The 23431-nt window shown below is 66.5% G+C and carries 17 protein-coding genes; 12 read left to right on the top strand and 5 right to left on the bottom strand.

Annotated elements, in window-relative coordinates; genetic code table 11:
- Window positions 1–6: 6 nt before the first annotated feature.
- The 4 genes from QZM72_RS13050 to QZM72_RS13035 all read left to right on the top strand — a co-directional run bounded on the left by QZM72_RS13050 (window position 7) and on the right by QZM72_RS13035 (window position 4078).
- A complete protein-coding gene (locus tag QZM72_RS13050) occupies window positions 7–948 on the top strand; it encodes an ABC transporter substrate-binding protein (protein WP_089470635.1) in 942 nt (313 codons plus the stop codon).
- A gap of 76 nt (window positions 949–1024) precedes the next feature.
- Window positions 1025–1915 (top strand): amidohydrolase, encoded by an 891-nt coding sequence (locus tag QZM72_RS13045; RefSeq protein ID WP_301738328.1) that lies wholly within the window; start codon window positions 1025–1027, stop codon window positions 1913–1915.
- A 68-nt stretch (window positions 1916–1983) separates the two neighbouring features.
- Entirely contained in the window at window positions 1984–2751 is a 768-nt protein-coding gene (locus QZM72_RS13040) for a FadR/GntR family transcriptional regulator (protein ID WP_301738304.1), read from the top strand.
- A 181-nt stretch (window positions 2752–2932) separates the two neighbouring features.
- Window positions 2933–4078, top strand: a complete 1146-nt coding sequence (locus QZM72_RS13035; RefSeq protein WP_301738303.1) for an alpha-hydroxy acid oxidase — start codon at window positions 2933–2935, stop codon at window positions 4076–4078.
- A gap of 49 nt (window positions 4079–4127) precedes the next feature.
- On the opposite strand, the gene QZM72_RS13030 is transcribed toward QZM72_RS13035, so the two are convergent.
- The 5 genes from QZM72_RS13030 to QZM72_RS13010 all read right to left on the bottom strand — a co-directional run bounded on the left by QZM72_RS13030 (window position 4128) and on the right by QZM72_RS13010 (window position 10755).
- Window positions 4128–5369 (bottom strand): FAD-binding oxidoreductase, encoded by a 1242-nt coding sequence (locus QZM72_RS13030; protein WP_301738302.1) that lies wholly within the window; start codon window positions 5367–5369, stop codon window positions 4128–4130.
- 116 nt (window positions 5370–5485) lie between these two features.
- Window positions 5486–6826 (bottom strand): amidase family protein, encoded by a 1341-nt coding sequence (locus QZM72_RS13025; protein WP_301738301.1) that lies wholly within the window; start codon window positions 6824–6826, stop codon window positions 5486–5488.
- A 14-nt stretch (window positions 6827–6840) separates the two neighbouring features.
- Window positions 6841–8181, bottom strand: a complete 1341-nt coding sequence (locus tag QZM72_RS13020; RefSeq protein ID WP_301738300.1) for an MFS transporter — start codon at window positions 8179–8181, stop codon at window positions 6841–6843.
- 72 nt (window positions 8182–8253) lie between these two features.
- Complete coding sequence (locus tag QZM72_RS13015; RefSeq protein WP_301738299.1) at window positions 8254–9690, bottom strand: amidohydrolase family protein; 1437 nt, start codon at window positions 9688–9690, stop codon at window positions 8254–8256.
- Between the two features lie 177 nt (window positions 9691–9867).
- A complete protein-coding gene (locus QZM72_RS13010; RefSeq protein ID WP_301738298.1) occupies window positions 9868–10755 on the bottom strand; it encodes a LysR family transcriptional regulator in 888 nt (295 codons plus the stop codon).
- 438 nt (window positions 10756–11193) lie between these two features.
- Here QZM72_RS13010 and QZM72_RS13005 point away from each other — a divergent pair, with 438 nt between their 5' ends.
- The 8 genes from QZM72_RS13005 to QZM72_RS12970 all read left to right on the top strand — a co-directional run bounded on the left by QZM72_RS13005 (window position 11194) and on the right by QZM72_RS12970 (window position 23372).
- Window positions 11194–11901, top strand: a complete 708-nt coding sequence (locus tag QZM72_RS13005) for a YfiR family protein (RefSeq protein ID WP_301738327.1) — start codon at window positions 11194–11196, stop codon at window positions 11899–11901.
- Window positions 11898–13166 (top strand): diguanylate cyclase, encoded by a 1269-nt coding sequence (locus tag QZM72_RS13000; RefSeq protein ID WP_301738297.1) that lies wholly within the window; start codon window positions 11898–11900, stop codon window positions 13164–13166. The genes QZM72_RS13005 and QZM72_RS13000 overlap by 4 nt, the downstream gene beginning before the upstream one ends.
- 82 nt (window positions 13167–13248) lie before the next feature.
- On the top strand, window positions 13249–13758 hold the full coding sequence (locus QZM72_RS12995) for an OmpA family protein (RefSeq protein ID WP_301738296.1): 510 nt from the start codon (window positions 13249–13251) through the stop codon (window positions 13756–13758).
- A gap of 278 nt (window positions 13759–14036) precedes the next feature.
- Window positions 14037–15917: a type VI secretion system baseplate subunit TssF gene (gene tssF / locus QZM72_RS12990; RefSeq protein ID WP_367620031.1), complete on the top strand. Its 1881-nt coding sequence runs from the start codon at window positions 14037–14039 to the stop codon at window positions 15915–15917.
- Window positions 15918–16050: 133 nt separating this feature from the next.
- Window positions 16051–18189: a type VI secretion system Vgr family protein gene (locus QZM72_RS12985; RefSeq protein ID WP_301738295.1), complete on the top strand. Its 2139-nt coding sequence runs from the start codon at window positions 16051–16053 to the stop codon at window positions 18187–18189.
- A 17-nt stretch (window positions 18190–18206) separates the two neighbouring features.
- On the top strand, window positions 18207–18671 hold the full coding sequence (locus QZM72_RS12980) for a DcrB-related protein (RefSeq protein ID WP_301738294.1): 465 nt from the start codon (window positions 18207–18209) through the stop codon (window positions 18669–18671).
- Window positions 18668–22978, top strand: a complete 4311-nt coding sequence (locus QZM72_RS12975; RefSeq protein WP_301738293.1) for an RHS repeat-associated core domain-containing protein — start codon at window positions 18668–18670, stop codon at window positions 22976–22978. Before QZM72_RS12980 ends, QZM72_RS12975 begins: the two co-directional genes overlap by 4 nt.
- Window positions 22968–23372 carry a hypothetical protein gene (locus QZM72_RS12970; protein WP_144030164.1) on the top strand — a complete coding sequence of 135 codons (405 nt, stop codon included), beginning with the start codon at window positions 22968–22970 and terminating at the stop codon, window positions 23370–23372. The genes QZM72_RS12975 and QZM72_RS12970 overlap by 11 nt, the downstream gene beginning before the upstream one ends.
- Window positions 23373–23431: the final 59 nt, after the last annotated feature.

Genomic DNA, 23431 nt, shown 5'->3' with positions numbered 1-23431 from the left:
CGCGAAGTGATCAGGAGCAAGGTGTTGAACGCGATCGTCGGGCTGACGTTCGCCGTCGGCGTCACGGCCGGCGTGCACGCGCAGGAAACCTACATCCCGCTGATCTCGAAGGGGTTCCAGCATCAGTTCTGGCAGGCCGTGAAAGCGGGCGCGATGCAGGCCGCGAAGGACTACAAGGTGAAGGTGACGTTCGAAGGGCCGGAAACCGAGGCGATGGTCGACAAGCAGATCGACATGCTGTCGGCCGCGATCGCGAAGAAGCCGGCCGCGCTCGGCTTCGCGGCGCTCGACAGCAAGGCCGCGCTGCCGCTGCTGAAGAAGGCGCAGGCCGAGAAGATCCCGGTGATCGCATTCGACTCGGGCGTGGACAGCGACATTCCGGTGACGACGGCCGCCACCAACAACAAGGCGGCCGCCGCGCTCGCCGCCGACAAGCTCGCCGCGCTGATCGGCGACGAAGGGCAGGTGGCGGTGGTCGCGCACGACCAGACGAGCCGCACCGGCATCGACCGCCGCGACGGCTTCCTCGAGCGGATGAAGTCCGCGCACCCGAAGGTGCAGGTCGTGACCGTGCAGTACGGCGAAGGCGACCAGTTGAAGTCGACCGAAGTGACGAAGTCGATCCTGCAGGCGTATCCGAAGCTCAAGGGGCTGTTCGGCACCAACGAAGGTTCGGCGATCGGCGTGGTCAACGGCGTGCGCGAGATGAAGCGCAAGGTCGTGATCGTCGGCTACGATTCCGGCAAGCAGCAGAAGGACGCGATCCGCAGCGGGCTGATGGCCGGCGCGATCACGCAGAACCCGATCGGCATCGGTTACAAGACGGTCGAGGCGGCCGTGAAGGCGATCAAGGGCGAGAAACTGCCGAAGGTGATCGATACCGGTTTCTACTGGTACGACAAGACCAATATCGACGATCCGAAGATCGCCGCGGTGTTGTACGACTGAACGTGGCGTGCCGGCGGCGATTGCGGCGATGCGCGCCGCAGCCGCCGCCGTCGCGGTGATCGAACACGAGGGCATCATGGGCGCAGTGCGTATCGATTCGCATCAGCACTTCTGGCGTTATCGCGCGGCCGACTATCCGTGGATCGGCCCCGGGATGGACGTGCTCGCGCGCGACTACCTGCCCGATGCGCTGGGGCCGCAGATGCATGCGCAGGCGCTCGGCGCATCGATCGCGGTGCAGGCGCGCGCCGGGCGCGACGAGACGGCGTTCCTGCTCGACCTGGCGTGCGACGACGCCCGCATCGCGGCGGTGGTCGGCTGGGAGGATCTCGGTGCGCCGGCGCTGGCCGATCGTGTCGCCGAGTGGCGCAGCCCGAAGCTGCGCGGTTTTCGTCACCAGTTGCAGGACGAAGCCGACGTCGGCGCGTTCGTCGCCGATCCCGCTTTCAATCGCGGCGTCGCTTGGCTGCAGGCGAACGGCTATGTCTACGACGTGCTCGTGTTCGAGCGCCAGTTGCCGGACGTACGCGCGTTCTGCGCGCGGCACGACGCGCACTGGCTCGTGCTCGACCACGTCGGCAAGCCGGCACTCGCCGAGTTCGAGCGCGACGACACGGCGCTCGCGCGCTGGCGCGCGTCGCTGCGTGAACTCGGCGCGCTGCCGCACGTCGCGTGCAAGCTGTCGGGGCTCGTGACCGAAGCCGACTGGCGGCGCGGCCTGCGCGCGCAGGATATCCGGCATATCGAGCAGTGCCTCGATGCGGCGCTCGACGCGTTCGGCCCGCAGCGGCTGATGTTCGGGTCGGACTGGCCGGTTTGCCTGCTCGCGGCGTCGTATGACGAGGTCGCGTCGCTCGTCGAACGCTGGGCCGAAGCGCGGCTGTCGGCGGCGGAGCGCGTCGCGTTGTGGGGCGGCACGGCCGCGCGGTGCTACGCGGTGCCGGGCGATATGAAGCGCGGCATATAAAATAGGCGCGAACGGTCGATGCGATGCATCGGACCGTCCGGAACGAAACCGATTACCAGCGTCAACGTATGTCCATCCAGCCGATTCAGAACCGCCGCCTCTACCAGCAGATCGCCGACAAGCTCAGTGCGATGATCGAGTCCGGCGATTTCCCGCCGGGCAGCTATCTGCCGCCCGAGCGCGAACTCGCCGAACGGTTCGGCGTGTCGCGCACGTCGGTGCGCGAGGCGCTGATCGCGCTCGAAGTGAACGGGCTCGTCAGCGTGCGCGTCGGCGACGGGGTGAAGGTGCGCCATCCCGAAACGGCCGCCGCGCCCGAACCTGCGCGGACACCCGGCGCGCCGGTCGCGCCGTTCTCGATCGTCGAGATCGATCCGGAGCTCGGCATCGCGCTCGACCTCGACACCGAAATCCCGCCGTTCGCGCTGCTGCAGGCACGCCGGCTGATCGAGCCGGAAGCCGCGTCGCTGGCCGCGAAGCATGGCTCGGACGCGCAGATCGAAGGCATCCACGAAGCATTCCTGCGCAACCAGGACGACAACCGCAGCGGCTCGCTCACGCACCCGGGCGACCGGCTGTTCCATATCCGCATCGCGGAAGCGAGCGACAACGCCGCGTATGCGCTGATGATCAAGCAGTTGCTCGCGCACAAGTACGACCTGATGTTCCAGCGGCTGCAGTCGCTGTACATGCCGAACGACATGCCGCACCGGTCGGAGCGCGAGCATCGCGCGATCCTCGATGCGATCCGCGCGCGCGACCCCGACGCCGCGCGCCGTGCAATGGCCGAGCATCTCGACGAAGTGATCCGCATTTTCGGCCGCGCGCTCGATTGAGCGCGCGAGTCGACTTTCCGCATGTTCGCCAGCGGCGGACGCGATGCGGCCCTCCCGGTTGCCGGCGCGGCCTCCGTATCGCGCGAGGCCACCGGCCGTCGGGACCGAACGAACGCTGCGATGCGAGCGACGCGCGCCGGGCCGCCGGCATGCCGCTTGTGCGCCGAATGGAGTGTGACGAATGCGCGTGAACGATTGCCACAATTTCCACGACTTCCGCGAGCTGGCGCGACGACGGTTGCCGGGGCCGATCTTCAATTACATCGACGGTGCGGCCGACGATGAAACCACCTATCGACGCAACACGAGCGCGTTCGAAAGTTGCGATCTGGTGCCGAACGTATTGCGCGGCGTGCGCGACGTCGATCTATCGGTGACGGTCATGGGGCAAAAGCTCGGCATGCCGGTTTACTGCTCGCCGACCGCGCTGCAACGCCTGTTTCATCACGACGGCGAGCGAGCCGTCGCCGCCGCGGCCGCGAAATTCGACACGATGTTCGGCGTGTCGTCGCTCGGCACCGTGAGCCTCGAGGAAGCTCGCGCGATCAGCTCGGGCCCGCAGGTGTACCAGTTCTACTTCCACAAGGACCGTGGCCTGAACCGCGAGATGATGAACCGCTCGCGGGAGGCCGGCGTGAACGTGATGATGCTGACGGTGGACAGCATCACCGGCGGCAATCGCGAGCGCGACAAACGCACCGGCTTCTCGATTCCGTTCCGGCTGACGCTCGCGGGCATGACCGAGTTCGCGTTGAAGCCGGCCTGGGCGGTCAACTACCTGACCCACGAGCGATTCCGTTTGCCGCAACTCGACCGGCATGTCGACATGGGCGGCGGCGCGATGTCGATCAGCCGCTACTTCACGGACATGCTGGATCCGTCGATGTCATGGGACGACGTGGCCGCGATGGTGCGGGAGTGGAACGGGGAGTTTTGCCTGAAAGGCGTGATGTCGGTCGACGACGCGCGCCGGGCGGCGGATATCGGTTGCACCGGCATCGTGTTGTCGAACCACGGCGGACGGCAACTCGACGGTTCGCGCGCCGCGTTCGACCAGCTTGCCGAGGTGGTCGACGCGGTGGGCGACCGGATCGACGTGATGATGGACGGCGGCGTGCAACGCGGCTCGCACGTGCTGAAAGCGCTGGCGCTCGGTGCGAAGGCGGTCGGCCTGGGGCGCTATTACCTGTTTCCGCTCGCCGCCGCCGGGCAGCCCGGCGTCGAGCGCGCGCTGCAACTGATGCGCACGGAAATCGAACGGGACATGCGGCTGATGGGCTGCGCGTCCGTTTCGCAGCTCGGGCGAGATCAACTTCGCTTTCGCTGACGGCGGGCGCGACGCCGGTCGTGCCTTCGGGCCGGCCGGCGTCGCGTGTTCAGAAGCGATCCGCGCGATACGGCGCCGGATCGGTGAACGGCGCTTCGCCGGTCATCATCTCGGCCAGCAGGCGGCCGGTGACGGGGCCGAGCGTCAGCCCGTGATGGTTGTGTCCGAACGCGAACCACAGCCCGCGATGCGCGGGCGCGGGGCCGATCACCGGGCGCATGTCGGGCGTGCATGGACGGAAGCCGAGCCACGGATGCGGGTCGAGCCGCTCGCCGAACCCGAACACCGGCCGCGCGACGCGTTCCGCGCGTTCGAGCTGCACGCCCGTCGGCGGAAGCCCGCGCCGCGCGATCTCGACGCCGGTCGTGAGCCGCAGCCCGCGCCGCATCGGCGCGATCACGTAGCCGTATTCGCGATCGACGATCGGTGCCGACGGCACGCCGCGCGCGGACGGCGCGTAGTGCATGTGATAGCCGCGTTTCTCGCGCAGCGGGATCTTGTAGCCGAACTTGCCGAACACCGTGTCGGACCACGGGCCGAGCGCGACCACGACGGCCGGCGCGGCCGCCGGGCCGTCGTCGGTCCGGACCTGCCAGCCGGGCGACAGCGCGTCGAGGCTCGCGGCGTCGCCGGTCAGCAGCGTGCCGCCGCCCTGCACGAACAGGTGCGCATACGCTTTGACGAGCGCAGCCGGATCGATGACGCTTTTCGGGTCGAGCCAGTGCAGCGCGCCGCAGAAGCCCGGTGCGAGGCTCGGTTCGTGCGCGCGCAGCGCGGCCGCATCGAGCGGCGTGATGCCGAACCCGTGGCGGCGCGCGGCGAGGCCGGCCTCCGCCACGCCGCGTTCGAATGCGGCCGGCGTGCGGAACGCTTCGAGCCAGCCGCTCGCGCGGATCAGTTCGCCGGCGCCGGCGCGCGCGATCAGCGCGTCGTGTTCGACGATGCAGCGCTCGATCAGCGGCAGCATGTCGCGCGAGGCCGCCGCGTGGCGCGGCGGCGCCGATTCCCACCAGAACCTTGCGAGCCACGGCGCGAACGCGGGCAGCGACGCGCCGTGCCAGTAGAGGTCGGTCGAGCGGTTCAGCGCATAGCGCATCAGCGTGAACGGGCTGCGCGGGAACGGATACGGTTCGACCGACGAGCGCTCGATCAGCCCGGCATTGCCGAAGCTCGTGCCTTCGCCGGGCGCGCCGCGATCGACGAGGGCGACCTTGCGGCCGCGATCCTGCAGGTGCAGCGCGGCGGAAACGCCGACGATGCCGGCGCCGAGAACGATGACGTCGAAATCCATCGATGGTGAGTGACGGTTGGCGGGGCGCTTGCCCGCGGTACGGTGCGCGCCCGGGTTGGAGAGTGTTCGACGCACAAGCATACTCGCGGCGGCGCACGGCACCAAGGGGTGCGTCGCTAACGGAGCATCTCGCGCCACGCGGCCGAGAATTGCCGCGCGGCGTCGAAGCACACCGCGTCAGCGCCGGGCGGACCGATCAATTGCACCCCGACCGGCAGCTCGCCCGATACGAAGCACGGCGCGCTGACCACCGGCAGCCCGGCGAACGAGATCGGCTGCGTCAGCAGGCCGAGCGTCTTCGCGGGTTCGAGCGCGACGCCGTTGACATCGACGGTCGCGTCGGTGAAGCGCGGCGCCGCGCAAGGCGTCGCGGCCGCGAGCAGCAGATCGAAGCGCGCGAACAGCGCCGCGATGCGCGCACGCCAGGCGGCACGGTGGGCAAGCGCGTGCCGATACGCGGCGTCGGACGTCGCGAGGCCGGCTGCGAGGCGCGACCGCAGGCGTTCGGAGACGAGCGCCGCCGGGGCGTCGACCAAGCCGCGATGGGCGCGCGCGAGCTCCACGTTCGAGATCACGAGCGCCGCTTCGCGCACGCGCGCGACTTCGTCGCTGCCGACAAACACCGATTCGCCCGCCCGCAGGCAGGCCGCCGCGCGCCGGACGGCGCGTTGCGCATCCGCATCGGCATGTGTTTCGAAATCGCCGGTCAGTACGGCGACGCGAAGCGGGGCGGCCGGACCGCACGGCGGGTGCGCGCGCCGTGCATCGGCTTCGTCCAGCGTGTCGTACAGCACCGCGAGATCGTCGATGTCGTTCGCGAACCCGCCGACGGTATCGAGCGATTCGGCATACGGCACGCAGCCGGCCCGCGAAAGCCGCCCGTCGCCGGGGCGAAATCCCCACACGCCGCACAGCGCCGCCGGCGCGCGGATCGAGCCGTTGGTGTCGCTGCCTAGCGCGAGCGGCACGTACCCGGCCGCGACCGCGGCGGCCGAGCCGCTCGACGAGCCGCCCGTCATGCGCGTCGGATCGACCGGCAGACGCACCGCGCCATAGTGCGGATTCACGCCGGTGGCGCCGCACGCGAGTTCGTCCATCTGCGTCGCGCCCAGGGGGACCGCGCCGGCCGCGCACAGTCGCGCAACGATCGGCGCATCGGCGACGGCGGGCGGCAATGCGGCGCGCGCCGGTGATCCGGCAACCGTCGCATAATCCGCCACGTCGATGTTCCACTTCACGACGAACGGCACGCCAGCGAGCGGGCCCGCGTCGCGTCCGTCCCGCACGAGGCGGTCGATGCGCAGCGCATCGCGCCGGGCCCGCTCGTCGAAGGTGGCTGCGCAGGCATTGATCGAGCCGTCGCGCGCGGCGATGTCGGCGAGCGCGGCTTGCACGAGTGATACCGCGCTCACCTGGCCGGCCCGCACCATGGCCGCCAATGCCAGCGCACTGCGCATCGAAGGCGCCGCGCTCACGTGCGCACCATGAGCCGGCGCGGAATCGACAGGATCAGCGCGGCGGCGGCGAACAGCGTGAAGGCGAGCAGCGCGACGCCGAGCTCGGTGCTGCCCGTCAATCCCGTTGCATAGCCCATCAGCGTCGGGCCGACGAACCCCGCGACGGCCGCGCCGATGTTGACGAGCCCGGCGCCGCCCGCGGCCGCTTCGCCCGCGAGAATGCGCGACGGCAGGCTCCAGAACATCGCGAGCGTGCTCATGATGCCGGCCACGCCGACGGTCAGGCACGCGACCGCGAGCACCGGATGCGCGTGCATCCCGAGACTCGCGAGCAGCGCGATGCCGCCGATCGCGATCGGCAGCGCCGTATGCCAGCGGCGCTCGCCGGTTCGCACCGAATGCTGCGCGTTCGCGACCATCGCGACCGACGCGACCAGATACGGGATGGCGCTGACCAGGCCGATTTCGAGGTTGCTCAGCGACCCGAGCGCCTTGATCATCGTCGGCATCCAGAACACGAGCCCGTAGTTGCCGACGTTGTAGAGGAACGACGTCGCGAACAGCAGCCACAAGGTCCGCTCGCGCAGCGCGGCGCCCAGGCGGGTGCGCTTGCCGGCCGCTTCCTGCGCCATTTCCGCGTGGATCATGCGTTTTTCCGCGTCGGTCAGCCACGTTGCATCGTCGATCCGCTCCGTCACGCGCACGAGCAGGTACAGGCCGAGCACGATGGCGGGCAGGCCTTCGATCACGAACATCCACTGCCAGCCGCGCAGCCCGAAGCCGCCGTGCGTGGCGTCCATGATCCAGCCGGACAGCGGCCCGCCGACGATCACGCCGAGCGGCATCGCGAGAAACAGGAAGGCCATGACCTTCGCGAGCCGGTGCGACGGAAACCACACGCTGAAGTACGCGATCACGGCCGGAAAGAAGCTCGCTTCGGTCACGCCGAGCAGGAAGCGCAGCGCGTAGAAGCTCGCCGTGTCGCGGGTCGCGAGCGTGGCGACCGACACGACGCCCCACGTCAGCATCGAGCCGGCGAGACAGCGCTTCACGCCGATCCGCCGCACGAGCCAGCCGGCCGGCACCTGCAGCAGCAGGTAGCCGACGAAGAACAGGCCCGCACCGACGCCGTATGCGGCGTCGGTGAGATGCAGGTCCGTCACCATCTGAAGCTTCGCAAAGCCGACGTTGACGCGGTCGAGATAGCCGAAGAAATAGCAGACCAGGATCAGCGGAATGATGCGCCGGCTCAGGCGTGCATACAGCGCATCGAGACCGAGGGCGGCGGCTTCCGCATGCGCGGGCCGACCGGCTTGCATGCCGCGCGGCGTGGCGGCGCCGTTGGGATTCGTCATGGTGACTCCGTGCAGGTGGACTCTGGGGCGGTTGCCGTGACAACGCGAGCGCGCGCCGTCGATCGGCCGGTTCTAGATGTCGCGGCGCAGCGCCCGGCCGGGACGCGTGCCGGTGTGCCGGCCGTGTTCGAGCACGGCCCGCCCGTTGACGAACACGTGCTCGATGCCTTCGGGGCGCAGCGTCGGGCTTGCGAACGTCGCGCGGTCGATCACGCGGTCGGGGTCGAACACGACGAGATCGGCGTAATGACCGATTGCGAGCCGTCCGCGCGCTGCGATGCCGAACTGCTCGGCGGTGAGGCCCGTCATCTTGCGCACGGCGGTTTCGAGCGGGAACAGGCCGCGCTTGCGCGAGAATTCGCCGAGCACGCGCGGAAACGTGCCCCACAGCCGCGGGTGCGGGCGCATGTCGTTGGGCAGGCCGTCGGAGCCGACCATCGTCAGTTCGTGACCGATGATGCGCTCGACATCCGTTTCGTCCATCACGAAGTAGATCGCGCCGGCGGGGCGCAGCGCGTCGATCGCGGCGTCGACGGAATCGCCGAACAGCGGCAGCAGTTCGTGGAAGTCGCGGCCCGCGAGCTCGGGATGCGGCTTCGACCACGCGAGGATCACGCGGGACGACTGATGGACGCGATCCGCGCGCAGCATCGTCGACGTGGCCGGATACGGATGGCAATCGAGACACAGCGGTTGGCGCGCGCGCTGCACGTCGATATGCGCGAGCGTTTCGACCGAGCGGCCGTGGTTGGCCTTGCCGGCCACCTTGTGATGCGACAGCACGACGCGCACGTCGAGCGCGCGCCCGATCGAGAACGCTTCGTCGAGCGATGCGATGATCGCATCGGTTTCGTCGCGCAGGTGCGTCGCGAACACGCCGCCCGTCTCGCGCAACGGTGCGCACACGTCGATCAGTTCGTCCGTCGTCGCGGCTGCCGCGGGCGGGTAGAAGGTGCCCGACGAGACGCCGAACGCACCGGCCGCCATCGCTTCTTGCACGTCGGCCGCCATCGCCGCGATTTCAGCCGCGTCGGCCGCGCGGTGGAGATCGGTCATGTGCCGCACGCGCAGCGTCGAGTGGCCGATCAGGGCCGCCGTATTGACGGCGGCGGGCGTTGCGTCGAGCGCGTCGAGATATGCGCGAAAGGACGGGAAGCGGAACGCCTGCCACGCGCCCAGCAGGTCGAGCGGCTGCGGCACGTCCGTCTCGGCGAGCAGCGGCGCGAGGCTGATGCCGCAGTTGCCGGCGATCACCGTCGTGACGCCTTGCGCGACCTTCGGCTCGACGCCGGGATCGGTCAGTACGAACGCGTCGTCGTGCGTGTGGCTGTCGATGAAGCCCGGCGCGACGACGAGGCCGCTCGCATCGAACGTGTGCGCGGCCGTCGCGCCGCCCAGGTCGCCGATCGCCGCGATGCGCTCGCCGGTCACGCCGAGATCGGCTTCGAAGCGTGCGGCCCCGGTGCCGTCGATCAACTCGCCGCGACGCAGGATCACGTCGAAATGCATGATGGTTCCTCCAGAATCCGTCCGGATCCGGGGCGCTACCCGTTTCCGTCGTTCATGTTCGCCCCCATCGTCCCCAGCCATTTTTCGGGTGTCCAATGCCGTTCGGCTCGCGATTCATGCGAAACCGTCATCAATGCACGCGCCGCCGTGCCGCCCCGCGGCGCGTGGCCCGCGGCGTCACGCGAACGACGCCTTCACCAGCGCATGGAGGTCGCTTGCGAAGCTGGACATCGAGATGGCGCGATGCCGAACGATGCCGACCGTGCGCTCGATCGTCGGGCTCGCGATCGGCACCGCGCGCACCGCGGGCGAGCCGTATGCACGCAGCGCGCTTTCGGGCAGGATCGCGCAGCCGACCCCGGCCGCCACCAGCGCCGCGACGCACGAGATGTGCTCGACCTCGTAGAACCAGCGGGTTCGCACTGCTTCCTGTCCCATCAGCATTTCGAGCAGCAGGCGGTTGCCGCTGTCGCGACCGCCGATGATCAGCTTCGCATGGCGCAACTCCCCGAGCGTGACGGCGTCCGCACGCGCCAGCGGATCGTCGTCGTGCGCCGCGAGCACGTAACGGTCGGTGAAGAGCGGTTCGAACAGAAGATCGTCGTCGTCGCCGGGATGCAGGCTCACGCCGAATTCCGCGATGCCCGCGCGCACCTGCGACAGCACGAAATCGTGATTGCCGTCGAGGATCTGCACGGCGACGTGCGGATATTTTTCGGCGTAGCGACGCAGCACGTCGGGCAGCGCCTGCGCGACGATCGTCGGGATCGACGCGAGCCGCACCTTGCCGTAACGTTTTTGCGCGATGTCCTGGATCGACGACAGCATCATCCCGAGCTGCGCGATCTGCTCGCGCGCCATCGGCAGGAACTGGCGGCCGACGCCCGTCAACGTCACGCTTCGCGTGGTGCGCTGGAACAACTCGACGCCGAGCGTCTGTTCGAGTTTCTGGATGCGGCGCGACAGCCCCGGCTGGGTCAGGTTCAGCTTTTCGGCCGCACGGTGGAACGTGCCGAGCTCCGCAACGGCGACGAATGCTTCGAGTTCCGAGTTTTCGACTTTCATGGCGCTCCGGTGTGTGGCTGGATCCGGGCATTCGGGCATGCCGGCATTCCGACGTATGGTCGCGGGACAAGCGGATATTCTCGTCGATATCGATTCATTGTCCACCGGGCTGCCCATACGGCAGTCGAGCGTGCGCACATGGCGGATCGAGCCGTTCGATGCAGACGAGGCGCTTGAATGCGGGGCGTTCGGATGTATGAAGTTTGCCGTGATCCGGGTTCAATCCGCAGATCAATTTGCCGGCGCTGCCGCCGGTGCGCCGTGGAGCGCCGCGGCACCGATTCAGCATGCTTTCCGACATGATCTGGGGTGTATCCCACTGCTTCGGGAACCGAATTTTTACCTAAGATGGAAGGAATCGTGCGCGTGATACGGTGCCTGCACGCGCATGGCAGGCAGGAGGCAGGGCCGGGAACGACTGCGGCAGATGTTTCCATCATGGATGCAAGTGTGTGCGCGGCGGCTGCGAGTCTTGCGGTCGCACCGACGCCAGCGTGTGCGGCGGCCATCGCCGCGCGAAAGGCGTCCGGCCGGCGGGGCCGAGTCGCCACGTTCCGCCAGGCGTTTGCCGCAATCGTTTGCGTTCTGAGCGCTGTACCGGTCGTCGCCGGCGCGCCTGCCGTTCTGGACGAGCCCCCGATCGATGCGGTGCAAATTGCGGCCACCACCACGCCGGTCAGTCCAACGGGTCCCGCCTTTTCGTCACACGACTCCGCCGTGCGTCAGGTGGTGCTCGGCATCATCAGCTTCACGCGCTGGCCGACGACGCCCGTCCGCCTGCATCTGTGCGTGACGGGCAGGCCCGACTACGCGGGCGGCCTCACCGACACGCTGCAGGCCGGCTCGACCGTGCTCGACGTGCAGCGCGTGCGCTTCGACGATCCCGCGCTCGGCATGGCGTGCGACGTCGTCTATCTCGGCATTCTCGGCGGCGACGAGCGAGCGCGGGTGAAGGCCGTGCTGTCCGGCCGCCCGGTGCTGACCATTGCCGAACACGATATGTCCTGCACCGCAGGCGCGATGTTCTGCATCACGGTCGAAGGCGAACGCGTCACCTTCGACATCAATCTCGATGCGGTCGCGCGCAGCGGCGTGCGCGTGCATCCGAACGTCCTCAATCTCGCACGACGGCCGGTGACGCCATGACACGGTCCGCGCTTCCCGTTCCCGCTTCGCGCCCGCCGCGCCCGACGCTGCAAAGCGTGCTGCGTCGCGCGCACCTGCGCCTCGCATTCGTCGCCGTGACGATGGCCGCGGTGTCGTTGATCGTCGTCGCCGTGATCGCGTTGCGTGCGTATGCCGGCAACAACCTGAACCTGCTGGCGCGCTCGCTCGGTTATACGGTCGAGGCGGCGCTCGTGTTCGGCGATCGCGTCGCGGCGAACGAGGCGATCGGGATGATCGCCGGCGACGAGGACGTCGCGCAGGTGGTCGTCACCGACAGCAGGGGGCAACTGTTCGCGTCGTGGCAGTTGCCGGCCGGAAACGGAATCGCTCGGCTCGAGCGTGCCGTCGCCGATGTGGCGCTGCCCGGGCCGGTCACCGCGCCGGTGATGCATGACGGCATCGTCGTCGGCCACGTCGTCGTGCGCGGGCGTGGGCACCAGTTCTCCGGCTTCCTGCTCGGCGGCGTGGGCGGCATTCTCGGCTGCCTCGCCGTCAGCGTGTTCGGCGCGTACGTCAGCTCGAAGCGCCTGCTGCGCAACATCGTTTCGCCGCTGCGCGCGCTGGCGGGCGTCGCGCACGCGGTGCGGCGCGAGCGTGCGTTCGCGCGGCGCGTCGAGCCGACGGCGATCGCCGAACTGAACCAGCTCGGCGACGACTTCAACGCGTTGCTCGACGAATTCGAAGACTGGCAGAACACGCTGCGCGACGAGAACGCGTCGCTCGAGCACAAGGCGACGCACGACGCGCTCACCGGGTTGCCGAACCGCATGCAGTTCGAATCGCGCCTCGCGCTTGCGCTGTGCGATGCCACGTTGACGGGGCAGCGGGTCGCCGTGCTCTATCTCGACTGCGACCGCTTCAAGGAGATCAACGATGGTCTCGGCCACGACGCCGGCGATGCGGTGCTGATCGGCATCGCGTCGCGGCTGCGCACGCGGGTGCGCGAGACCGATCTCGTCGCGCGCCTGGGCGGCGACGAATTTGCGGTGATGCTGGCGGCGGTGCCCGAGGCGGGCAGCGTGTGCCGGATCGCCGACGAGATTTTGTCCGGCATGGCGCCGTCGATCGAGCTGTCCGACGGCCGCGTGGTGGCCACCATGATGAGTGCCGGCGTTGCGCTGTATCCCGATCACGCGTCGGACGCGAGCGGCCTGCTGCGCGCGGCGGATGTCGCGATGTACCGCGCCAAGCGCGCGCGGCCGGGATCGTGGCAACTGGCGGAGAGCGTTGCAGGGCCGGTGTGATGTCGATCGACTCGCGCCGCGGACGAGGCCGCGGCGGCGGTTAAAAGAAGCGCTTGCGGAGCGGGCGCGAAGGGGATGCGAAATGAACCACTCGTTTCCTGTGAGCATGGGGCGGATGTGCGTCGGGAGTGCGCTGCTGCTGTGCATGCTGCTGGGGGGCTGCCAGACGCCGCCGCTGCATCGCGGGCTGACGCAGACGCAGGTCACGGCGCTGAAGTCGGCCGGGTTCCAGGAGACTGGGCAGGGGTTCGAGTTCGGATCGACCGGGCCGATCCTGTTCGATTTCGACCGGTACAACCTCAAGCCGGATGTCAGGCGGATCGTCGAGCGGATCGGGCGGACGTTGCGGTCGGCCGGGATCAACGGGGTGCGGGTGTATGGGTATTCGGATAACGAGGGGACGGAGAAGTACGACGTCGAACTGTCGAGGCGGCGCGCTGAAGTCGTTGCCGTCGAGTTGGTCGACGTGGGACTCGACGCAAAGCGGATCGCGATCGTCGGGAAAGGGAAGCACGATCCGGTAGGAGATAACAAGACGCCGAGCGGGCGGGCGCAGAATCGGCGGGCGGCGATCGTGGTTTCGCCGAGGTGAGGCGACGCGTGGCGTGTGGCCGCCGTGTCCACGAGCATGCTGTGCTGTCTGTTTTAACGGTTCGCCACCATTGGCGCGCAAGTGCCCGCGTGACCGTTTGCAAGCGGCGAGCCTTGATGTTCGTGCCAGGCAGGATGGCCATCGACGGAATTCGTCCCCGCCGATCCGGCCTTCCTTCAATTCACAGGTAATCAAAAGCCAGGATGCCCGAATAAGATCGTTCCGCTTTCATGAACGCTGCATCGTCGTAGGCGAATGCAGCGACGGACGGAACGAGTATGGCCATCGAACCCAAGGATCTGCTGCCGCACTTCGAACGCGAGATGACGCTGCTGCGCCATTCGATGCAGACGTTTGCTCAACGCTTCCCCAAAATAGCCGCTCGGCTCGCGATCACGGGCGAGCATTCGGACGATCCGCACGTCGAACGCCTGTTGCAGTCGTTCGCGTTGATGGCGGCGTGTCACGACATCCGTCTCGAAGATGACGTGCCTGCGTTCACCGGCAGTTTTCTCGATACGCTTGACGGCGATTTCCTGCGCCCGTTTCCATCGTGCGCGATTGCGCAATTTCATGGCGACAGCAGCGGCCAACCGGCTGCGTCGCGCGTCGTTCGTCGCGGCGAGCGGCTGATCGCACCGGTCGGCAAGGAAGTGTTCCGCATCGCGGACGACGTCGCGATCGTGCCGCTGACGGTGTCGTCGGTGCGTTACACGACCTCGGCGATCGCGCCGCGCGACGTCGCGTTGCCGCCGGAAACGACGGGTTTGCTGAGCTTCACGTTCGAGCTCACTGCGCCGAATGAGACGTTCGCCATCGTGCCGGACAGATTGCGCGTGCATTTCACCGGCGCGCGGGAAATCGTCGCGGCGCTCACCGATGCCGCGTTGCTTCTTGCCGGCCGGAGTTTCGTCGAAGCAGGCGATGCAACGCGCTGGAAGCGTCTGCCGGACGCGACGTTCACCGCCGTCGGCTTCGAGCCTGCCGATGCGCTGCTCGACGTGCGGCCCGACGATGCGCTTTGGCCGTTTCACCTGCTGATGGCGTATTGCGCGGTGCCGGAGCGTTTCGACTTCGTCGACCTGGATATGCGGGCGATCAAGCGAAGCGCCGGCGTCAGCCGTTGCGTCGTGCTCCACCTGCCTATCGCGGGCGTGCATCCGGATTCGCATCGCGCCCAGCGCCTGGCCGCCGCAACGGCCGACCATGTCCGGCTGTTTTGTACGCCGGTCATCAACCTGTTTCCCGACGACGCACAGCCGATCGAGACGCGCGCCGGTTGCGCCCATTACGCGGTGAAGGCGCTTGGGCAGGCGGGAGCGTCGCGTACGGCCATCTGGTCGGTCGACACCGTTCGCCATGTTTCCGACTCGGGCGCGCCGGTGCTGGCGCCGTTCCGGTCGCTGCAGCATGGCGCGGGCATGCCTCCCGGATTGTTCTGGATGGTGTTGCGCGACGAGGCACGGCGGGCACCGAGGGAATCCGCCGATCCTCGAACCCAGGAGACGGAGACGACTCCGGCGCCAGCCCCGGCCGATACTGCCGAGTCGCTCCGCGGCGTCGAGCTGGAACTGGTCGACCAGGACGGACGACCTGCCGATCCCGGCCATCGCAAGCTGGAGATCCGGTTGTCCTGCACGCAGGGCGATCTGTCCGGGATGCGGGAGCGCGAGCTGGCGTTGCCCAGCGGCGACCCGATGGGAACGATTTCGCTGCTGAACCGGCCGACACGGAGCCGGCCGCCCGCTTTTCGCCATGGCGAGCTGTGGGATCTGCTGTCGCTCCTCGTGCCGCAGGCGATCCGGCTGGACAAGGGTGGCCTGACCCAGCTCAGGCGGCTTTGCGCGCGCTGGGCGGAGGACGCCGTCGACGCCGGCCGGCGCTTCGATGCGCTCGTGTCGTTATCGACGGCGCGCGTGCGGTGCTGGCTGCCCGGCAAGCCGGCATCGGCGTTCGTGCACGGGCTGGAAGTGCGGCTGGTGGTGGACGAGCAGCGTTTCGCCGCGTTCAGCCTGAGCGGCTTCGCGCACCTGATGGACCGGTTTTTCGCATCATACGTGCCGGTCACCAGCTTCGTGCAGGTCGTGCTGTTTTCGGCCGCGACCGGCGCGCTGCTTCGGCGTGGGGCGCCGCGTCCCGGCACCCAGCCGCTGGTCTAGTTTCTCGATTTTCAGGGCTCGAACGAAAACGTTTGCGGACGTCTTTCAAGCGCCCGGGTTTTACCCTACATTATCGAGGCCGCGGACCGGCGAGCCGGCCGATGGAACCTGAGATCACACGCAAGGAACAAGAATGAGTTTCGCTCCGAACGGGGGTATTCCCAGTGGATTGGGCGGTAGTGCGCTCGGCTCGTTGAGCGCGCTCGGGGGCCTTGCCGGCCCGGTGGCGTCGAGCGTGGCCGGCAGCCTCGGGCCGCTCGCGGGGCTGGCCGGGCACGTCGACACCGTCCAGCGCGCGCTGCAACTCGCGCAGACCGGCTTCTCGCTGATGGAGAAGACTCCCGGCGCCATCGCCGAAGCGATCAACGGCGCCGCCAACCCCGCGCGCCTGACCCAGCTCAACCGTTACGTCACGCTCGATACGCCGCTCGGCCCGGATGTGCTGCTGGTCAGCGCGGCCGTCGTCGACGAGCACGTGAACCGGTTGCCGGAAATCCACCTCGACCTGCTGTCGCACCGTCACGACCTGCGCCCGGAGGACCTGATCGGCCAGCAGGTCAAGATCCGCTTCGATCAGCAGGCGCGCCTGTCGACGCTCGAACGCGTCGTGGCGTCGGGCACCGGCGACAACGACCGCTATTTCGACGGCTACGTCGCGTCGTTCGACCGCGCCGGCAACCCCGGGAACGTCACGCAATACCACCTGACGGCGGTGCCGTGGTTCTGGTTCCTCACGCGCTCGACCGACTGCCGGATCTTCCAGAACAAGACCGCGCAGGACATCCTCACCGAGATTTTCCAGGAACACGGTTTTTCCGATTTCACGTTCGACATCCGGACGAGCCAGAAGCCGCTCGAGTACGTCGTGATGTACCAGGAGAGCTACTACAACTTCTGCGCGCGGCTGATGGAGCAGGAGGGGCTCGTGTGGACGCATCGGTACGAGAAGGACAAGCACTTTCTCGTGATCGGCGACACGAACCTGCTGTTCCGCCCGATCGACGGGCTCGCCACCGTGCCGTTCGCGGCGACCGAGGCGAGCGAGGACAGCGGCATCGATCAGTTGCACGAAGGCCGGCGCTTCGGCGTCGGCAAGGTCACGTTCCGCGACTTCAATCACCAGAATCCGTCGTCGCCGCTGATGCTGGTGGAGGCCGGCCCGCAAAACCTCAAGCATGCGCGGCTCGATGCGACCGAGCGGTTCGAGCACCAGTCGCTGTACGACCACGGCGACGACGGCAACCGCTACGCCCGTTTCGCGATGGAGGCCGAGGAGGCGCAGGCCCATCGCTATACCGGCGGCGGCTACGCGTGGCGCATGACCACGGCGGGGGCCGTGACCGTCGCGAATCATCCCGTCCTCGAAAACAACCAGGAGTACGTGATCCTGCACGTGCGTCACGAGGCGGTGAACGACTATACGCAGCACAGCGCGAAGCTGCCGTACCGAAACAGCTTCTCGCTGCTGCCGAAGAAGATTCCGTACCGTGCGCCGCGCGCGACGCCGAAGCCGGTGATTCACGGCACGCAGTCGGCGATCGTCGTCGGGCCGAAGGGCGAGGAAATCTATACGAACGGCAGCGCGGTGAAGGTGCATTTCCCGTGGGACCGGCGCGGCAAGAAGGACGGCTCCGATTCGATGTGGGTGCGCGTGTCGCAACCGTGGGCGGGCGACGGCTGGGGCGCGGCCGCGATTCCGCGGATCAAGCAGGAAGTGCTGGTGGCGTTCAATCAGGGCGATCCGGATAACCCGGTGATCGTCGGCCGCGTGTTCAACGGCGAGCAGGGTAATCCGTATCACGGCGCGGCCGGCCAGACGATGGGGATCAAGAGTCAGACGCACAAGGGGCAGGGGTCGAACGAGATCCGCATGACCGACACGAACGGCATGCAGGAATTCTTCATGCACGCGCAGAAGGACATGAACACCGTCGTCGAGAACAACGAGACGCACAAGGTGTTCGGGCCGATGCGTACCGTCCTCGTGGCGACGGGCAGCGAAGAAAAGCAGATTCCGCAGGGCAACCTGACCGAGACGATCGCCGAGAAGCGCAGCACCACGGCGACGACCGTCGAGGTCACGACGCCGGCCAAGGACGGCGGCGGCGGCACGCAGGTCTACATGGCCGAGCGCGGCATCCTGCTGAAGGTGCAGAACAGCTCGATCTCGCTCGCGCCGGAAGGCATCCGCCTGGAGCACAACGGCTCCGTGATCCTGATGACCGACGACGGCGTGATGGTTAACGGCAAGCGCATCGATCTCAACAAATAACTCGAACGACACCAGCCATGCACTACGCAATCCATGAAGGCACATTCGAATTGCCGGACGCGGCGCTCGACCGCACCGTCAACATGCTGATTCTTCCGGTCGGCCCGGGCGGGCTGAGTCTCGTCGTGTCCCGAGGCCGCTTGCGCGAGCAGGAGTCGATCGACGCATTCGTCGAGCGCGAATGGGCGCAGGCGTCGCGCACCGCGCAGAACCTGAACGTGCAGTCGCGACGCGCGGTGACGGTCGGGCGGGCGGAATGTCCCGGCGTGCAAACCGAATCGACGCATGAACAGAACGGCCGCACCTTTCATCAGATGCAGACGGCGTTTCGGCTCGATGCCGGCGGGCAGGTCATCGTGATGACGTTGACCAATGCCGCGCCGCTCAACGACGAACAACGTGCGCTCGCCGCGCGCATGCTGGAGAGTTTCCAGCCGCGCCCGGTTGCGCCTGCGCTCGTTTCGGATGCCGGTCGCCCATGAGTCAGCCGGCCGCTCGTAAGGACGATCCCTTTACCCACACGACGCTCGCGGGCGACCTGCTCGGCATGGGCGGGTCGCTGCTGGGCGGCTTGGGAATCGGATGGGCGCTGACCACGCTAGCGGAAGGCCTCGTGTTCGGTGCATTGGGTGCGCTCGAAATCGGCACCGGCGGGCTGGCGACGCCGATCGTGCTGGCGATCGGCGTCGGCGTGGCCGCTTACATGCAGGGCTCCGGCCTCAACGACAAGATCGACGAGGCCGCGAAGGGGCTCGGCAATGCCATTTCCCCGCCCGAGGAGAAAGGTACGATCCAGAACGGCTCGCCCGATGTGTTCGTCAACGGGAAGCCGGCCGCGCGCGCGGCCGACGGCGCGGACATGGATCCGGTTCTGTGCAGCGATCATCCCGGTCCGCAATTCGTCGCGCAAGGGTCCGACGTGGTGTTCATCAATGATCTACCCGCGGCGCGGGTCGACGACAAGACCACCTGTGACGGCACGATCTCGAAGGGCTCGCCGGACGTTTTCTTCGGCGGCGGCACGAAGACCGTGCGCGACATCAGTGCGGCGCGGCCGTGGGTCGCCGGACTCGGCGCGGCGATCGGTATCGCGCTTGCGCTCTGTGGTCGAGGCAAGGGAAGCTGGGGCGATTTCGTCAAGGGCAAGCTGCCGTGTCTCGCGATGAACTTCGCGGCCGGCATATTCGGCACATGGCTCGGCAGCAAGATGCAGCCGTCGGCCGGCCATCCCGTCAACGTGATCACCGGCGGCAAGATTCTCGACGGCAGCGACGACACGGACTTCGTGTTGCCTGGCCCGCTGCCGATCGTCTGGCGGCGTTTTTACAGCAGCCACGACGATCGCGCCGATGGCCTGTTCGGTGCCGGCTGGAGCGTGCCGATCAGTGTCGAGTTGCGGTTGGCGCGGGAGAGCGGTGTCGTCACGTCGATCACGTACTGGGACGAACAGGGGCGTGATATCGAGTTTCCGGCGGTGCCGCCGGGTGAGAGTCATTTCAGCGTGCCTGAAGGCATTTACCTGATTTGTACCGCCGGCGGGCACTATGTGGTCGAAACGGTCGATGGTTTTTATCGTGATTTCGGCCCGGCCGGGGCACCGGCGTCGGATGCTGAAACACTGGGCCTTCGGCGGCTCGAGGACCGAAACGGCAACTGGATCGAGGTCGAGCGGGCGAGTGTCGGCGAACAGGAGCGGCCGGTTCGGCTGCACGATAGCGCCGGCCGCGTGCTGACGCTGCATTACGATCCGGAGCATCCGCGACGCGTCGCATCGATCGAACTGGTACGCGGTGTCGATGGCGAATTGCCCGAGATCCTGGTTCGTTACGGCTATACGAACGTCGGCGAACTCGCATCGGTCACCGATCGCAGCGGCCATACCGGGCGGCATTTCGGTTACGAACACGGCCTGATGACACGGCATACGCTGCCCGGCGGACTACAGTGCTTTTACGCGTGGAGCGGCGTCGGCCGCGACGCGCGGGTGGTGCGCCACTGGACCGACGACGGCGAAGCGTACACGTTCGACGCGGACCTTGTGCAGCGTTCGGTGACGATCACCGATCAGATCGGGCGCGTGACGCAATGGACGTGGAACGAGGATCGGCAGCCGACGAGCCATACGGATGCCGAAGGCAACGTGTGGCGGCTCGAATGGAACGCGATGCGGCAGTTGGTTAGCACGACCGATCCGGCCGGCCACGTCACTCGCTTCGAATATGACGAGCGCGGGCGGCAGACGCAGCGCATCGACGCGCTCGGTCAGGTCGAGCGGACGGAATGGAACGGGCACTACGATCTGCCCGTTGCGGAAATCGATCCGGCCAATGCGCGCTGGATCTATCGTTACGACGCGCGCGGCAACCTGACGATGACGCGCGATCCGGCAGGCTTCGCGACCGAGTATTACCGCGACGATCGTGGGCTCGTGCATACGATTCGCGATGCGCGTGGCGGGTACAAGTTCCTCGAATGGAATGGCCGGGCGCAGTTGACCGCGTATACCGATTGTTCCGGCAAGGTCACGCGGTTTGCGTATGACGCACGGGGTGCGCTCGCGCGGGTGACCGATGCGGCCGGGCAGGCAACCGTGTACGAAACGGACGCGATGGGGCGGGTCACGGGGATCGGGACGGCTGATGGCGCGCGTCAGACGTTTCGGTACGACGCGGCGGGGCGTCTCGTTGAGGTCGTTGATGCGAATCAGCGCAGCACGCGTTACGAACTCAATCCGCGTGGATTGTTGCTGGCACGCACGGACGCGGCAGATCGTGTCGTGCGGTTCGGCTATGACGATGCGTTCCGGTTGGCGAGTCTGACCAACGAGAACCGTGAGACGTATCGCTTTCAGTATGACCGTCGCGATCTCGTTTCCGTACAGATCGGGCTCGATGGTCACAAGCGTACGTACGAGTACGACGTGTGCGGTCAAGGCACGATCGTACGCGATGGACAGATCGAGACGCGATACGAGCGCGATGCGATCGGGCGGTTGACGGCGAAGCAAGCCGCGCACGAGCGTTGCGAATACCTGTATGACGAGGCGGGCCGGATCACATCGGCCGAGTTGTACACCCTCGCCGCGCGTGGGCCAGCGCTGAAGAATCGCGTCAGCTTGAAGTACGACAAGCGTGGTGAGGTCGTCGAGGAATACACGCCGACCGGCTGGCTCGCACACACCTACGACGAGCTTGGCAATCGGGTCAGCACGACGATTTCCGGCGAGCGTACGATCGATTGGCTGCATTACGGGTCGGGGCATGTGCACCAGATTCGTTTCGACGGTGCTGCGGTTGCGGACATCGAACGGGACGATCTGCATCGCGAGGTGCTACGGACGCAAGGCAAGCTGACGAGTCACTTCGGATATGACGCGGTCGGGCGCCGTGCGCGGCAAACTGCGCAGCGAGGTGCAGCGGGCGGTGAGTTGCTTGCGAAGCAGTGGCAATACGATGCAGCAGGTGACGTGATCCAGAAGCGTGACCAGCGTTACGGCACGACTAGCTATCGGTATGACCCGACAGGGCGTATCGAACAGGCGGCAGGGCCGGGACTGCCGTCGGAAGTGTTTCGCTGGGATGCGGCGGCGAACCTTGTGTCGAGCGATCACCCGGGCGGCTACGTCGAGCACAACCGGCTCAAGATGTTCGAGGACAAGCGCTTCGAGTACGACGCGTATGGGCGGCTGGTTCGCAAGTTGAGTGGGCACGGGCCGGCTAAGGAGTTGGTGCTCGAGTACGACGACTGGAACCAACTCAAGACCGTCGTGACGAAGGACCGGCTCGGGATCTCGACAACGCATTTCGAGTACGACGCGTTCGGCCGGCGGATCCGGAAGCTCAATGGCAGTTATGCGAGTACGGATTTCCTGTGGGACGGCATGCGGTTGGTGCAGGAGACGTATCACGACCGTCAGGGCGAGGAAGCGCTGACGTATTTGTACGAGTCGAATAGTTATGTGCCGCTTGCCCGGATCGATCAAGGGAAGGCGGCGGCGAATGATGCGGATGTACGGGACGCGGTTTATTACTTCCACAACGATGTTTCGGGGCTGCCGGAGGAACTGACTGACGCGGGCGGCGAGCTGGTTTGGCAGGCGCGCTATAAGGTGTGGGGCAATGCGGTGCAGGAGGAGTGGGTTGCGCGGGCGCCGCAGCGGTCGGTGCCCGCCTGGGGTGAAGTGTCGGTGGCCGCGCCGACGTCGACGCGCGTACCGCGACCACAGAATCTGCGCTTCCAGGGGCAGTATCTGGACCGCGAGACCGGGTTGCATTACAACACTTTCCGGTTCTACGATCCGGACATCGGGCGATTCATCAATCCGGATCCAATTGGGTTGCTGGGGGGCGCGAACCTCTATCAATTTGCGCCTAACTCGATCACGTGGATTGACCCTTGGGGACTAAGTCCCATTATGGTTGATCCAAGGTTGATAAATTTCAGTCAGTCGTGGGTGAGCCCAAATGACTATGCTGAAGTCATGAATCAAAAGGGCTGGATCGGTGATCCTTTAAATGTGATGATTCGCGACGGTCAAATGGTAAGTTTTGATAATCGACGCCTTGATGCGGCGCTAGAGAATAAAGTTGACAAGGTTCCGGTAAATATTGTTGATGGAGAGAATCCCTATCCGAAGTCGACAACTGGAAAGTCGTGGAATGATGCTTTCGACGAGCGATTAGGAAGAAATGGACTCGGGAGGTATGGGACTTCCGAACGGCCTGCTATTGGCAAGACGGATGGTGAAGCGCGCGTTTCTAGAAATAGGAGAAATAAAGTTGGCTGCTGATATTCTTCACGATATTTTGCTTAGGGAGCAGTTTTTTTGCGCCGATTGTATCGTCATTGGAAAGTCTGATGTGATTGGATACAGAATAAAAGATGGGCAGCCGGAAGTGGATAGGTCTATTCGTATTGCGGAGGATGATTTAACCGATGTATTTCAGAATTTTTCTGTGAATATCGCGGGTTCGGTCTACGTTGGTGGTGAGGCATCCGCTCATGGGTCGTGTGGTTTCTTTTATAAAAAAACTAATGATGTTCTTGATTGGGCATTGATGTCATTGGATTCTGAGCCTTTTGTATCTCTGGAGAAAATTCACGATGGAGTTGCGTTCGTGTCAAGTTCGGGGCGTAAGTGGCTGGTGTGTGGAAATAATATAGAGAATGTGAAAATAGCGTAGTTTTGCTACGGAGATGGTGGCGCAGGAAAGCGATATCCTCTGGTCTAGTAAAATTCGGG

This window comes from Burkholderia sp. AU45388 (assembly GCF_030481585.1).
Lineage (GTDB): Bacteria > Pseudomonadota > Gammaproteobacteria > Burkholderiales > Burkholderiaceae > Burkholderia > Burkholderia sola.
This window is presented reverse-complemented; position numbering and strand designations above follow the sequence as displayed.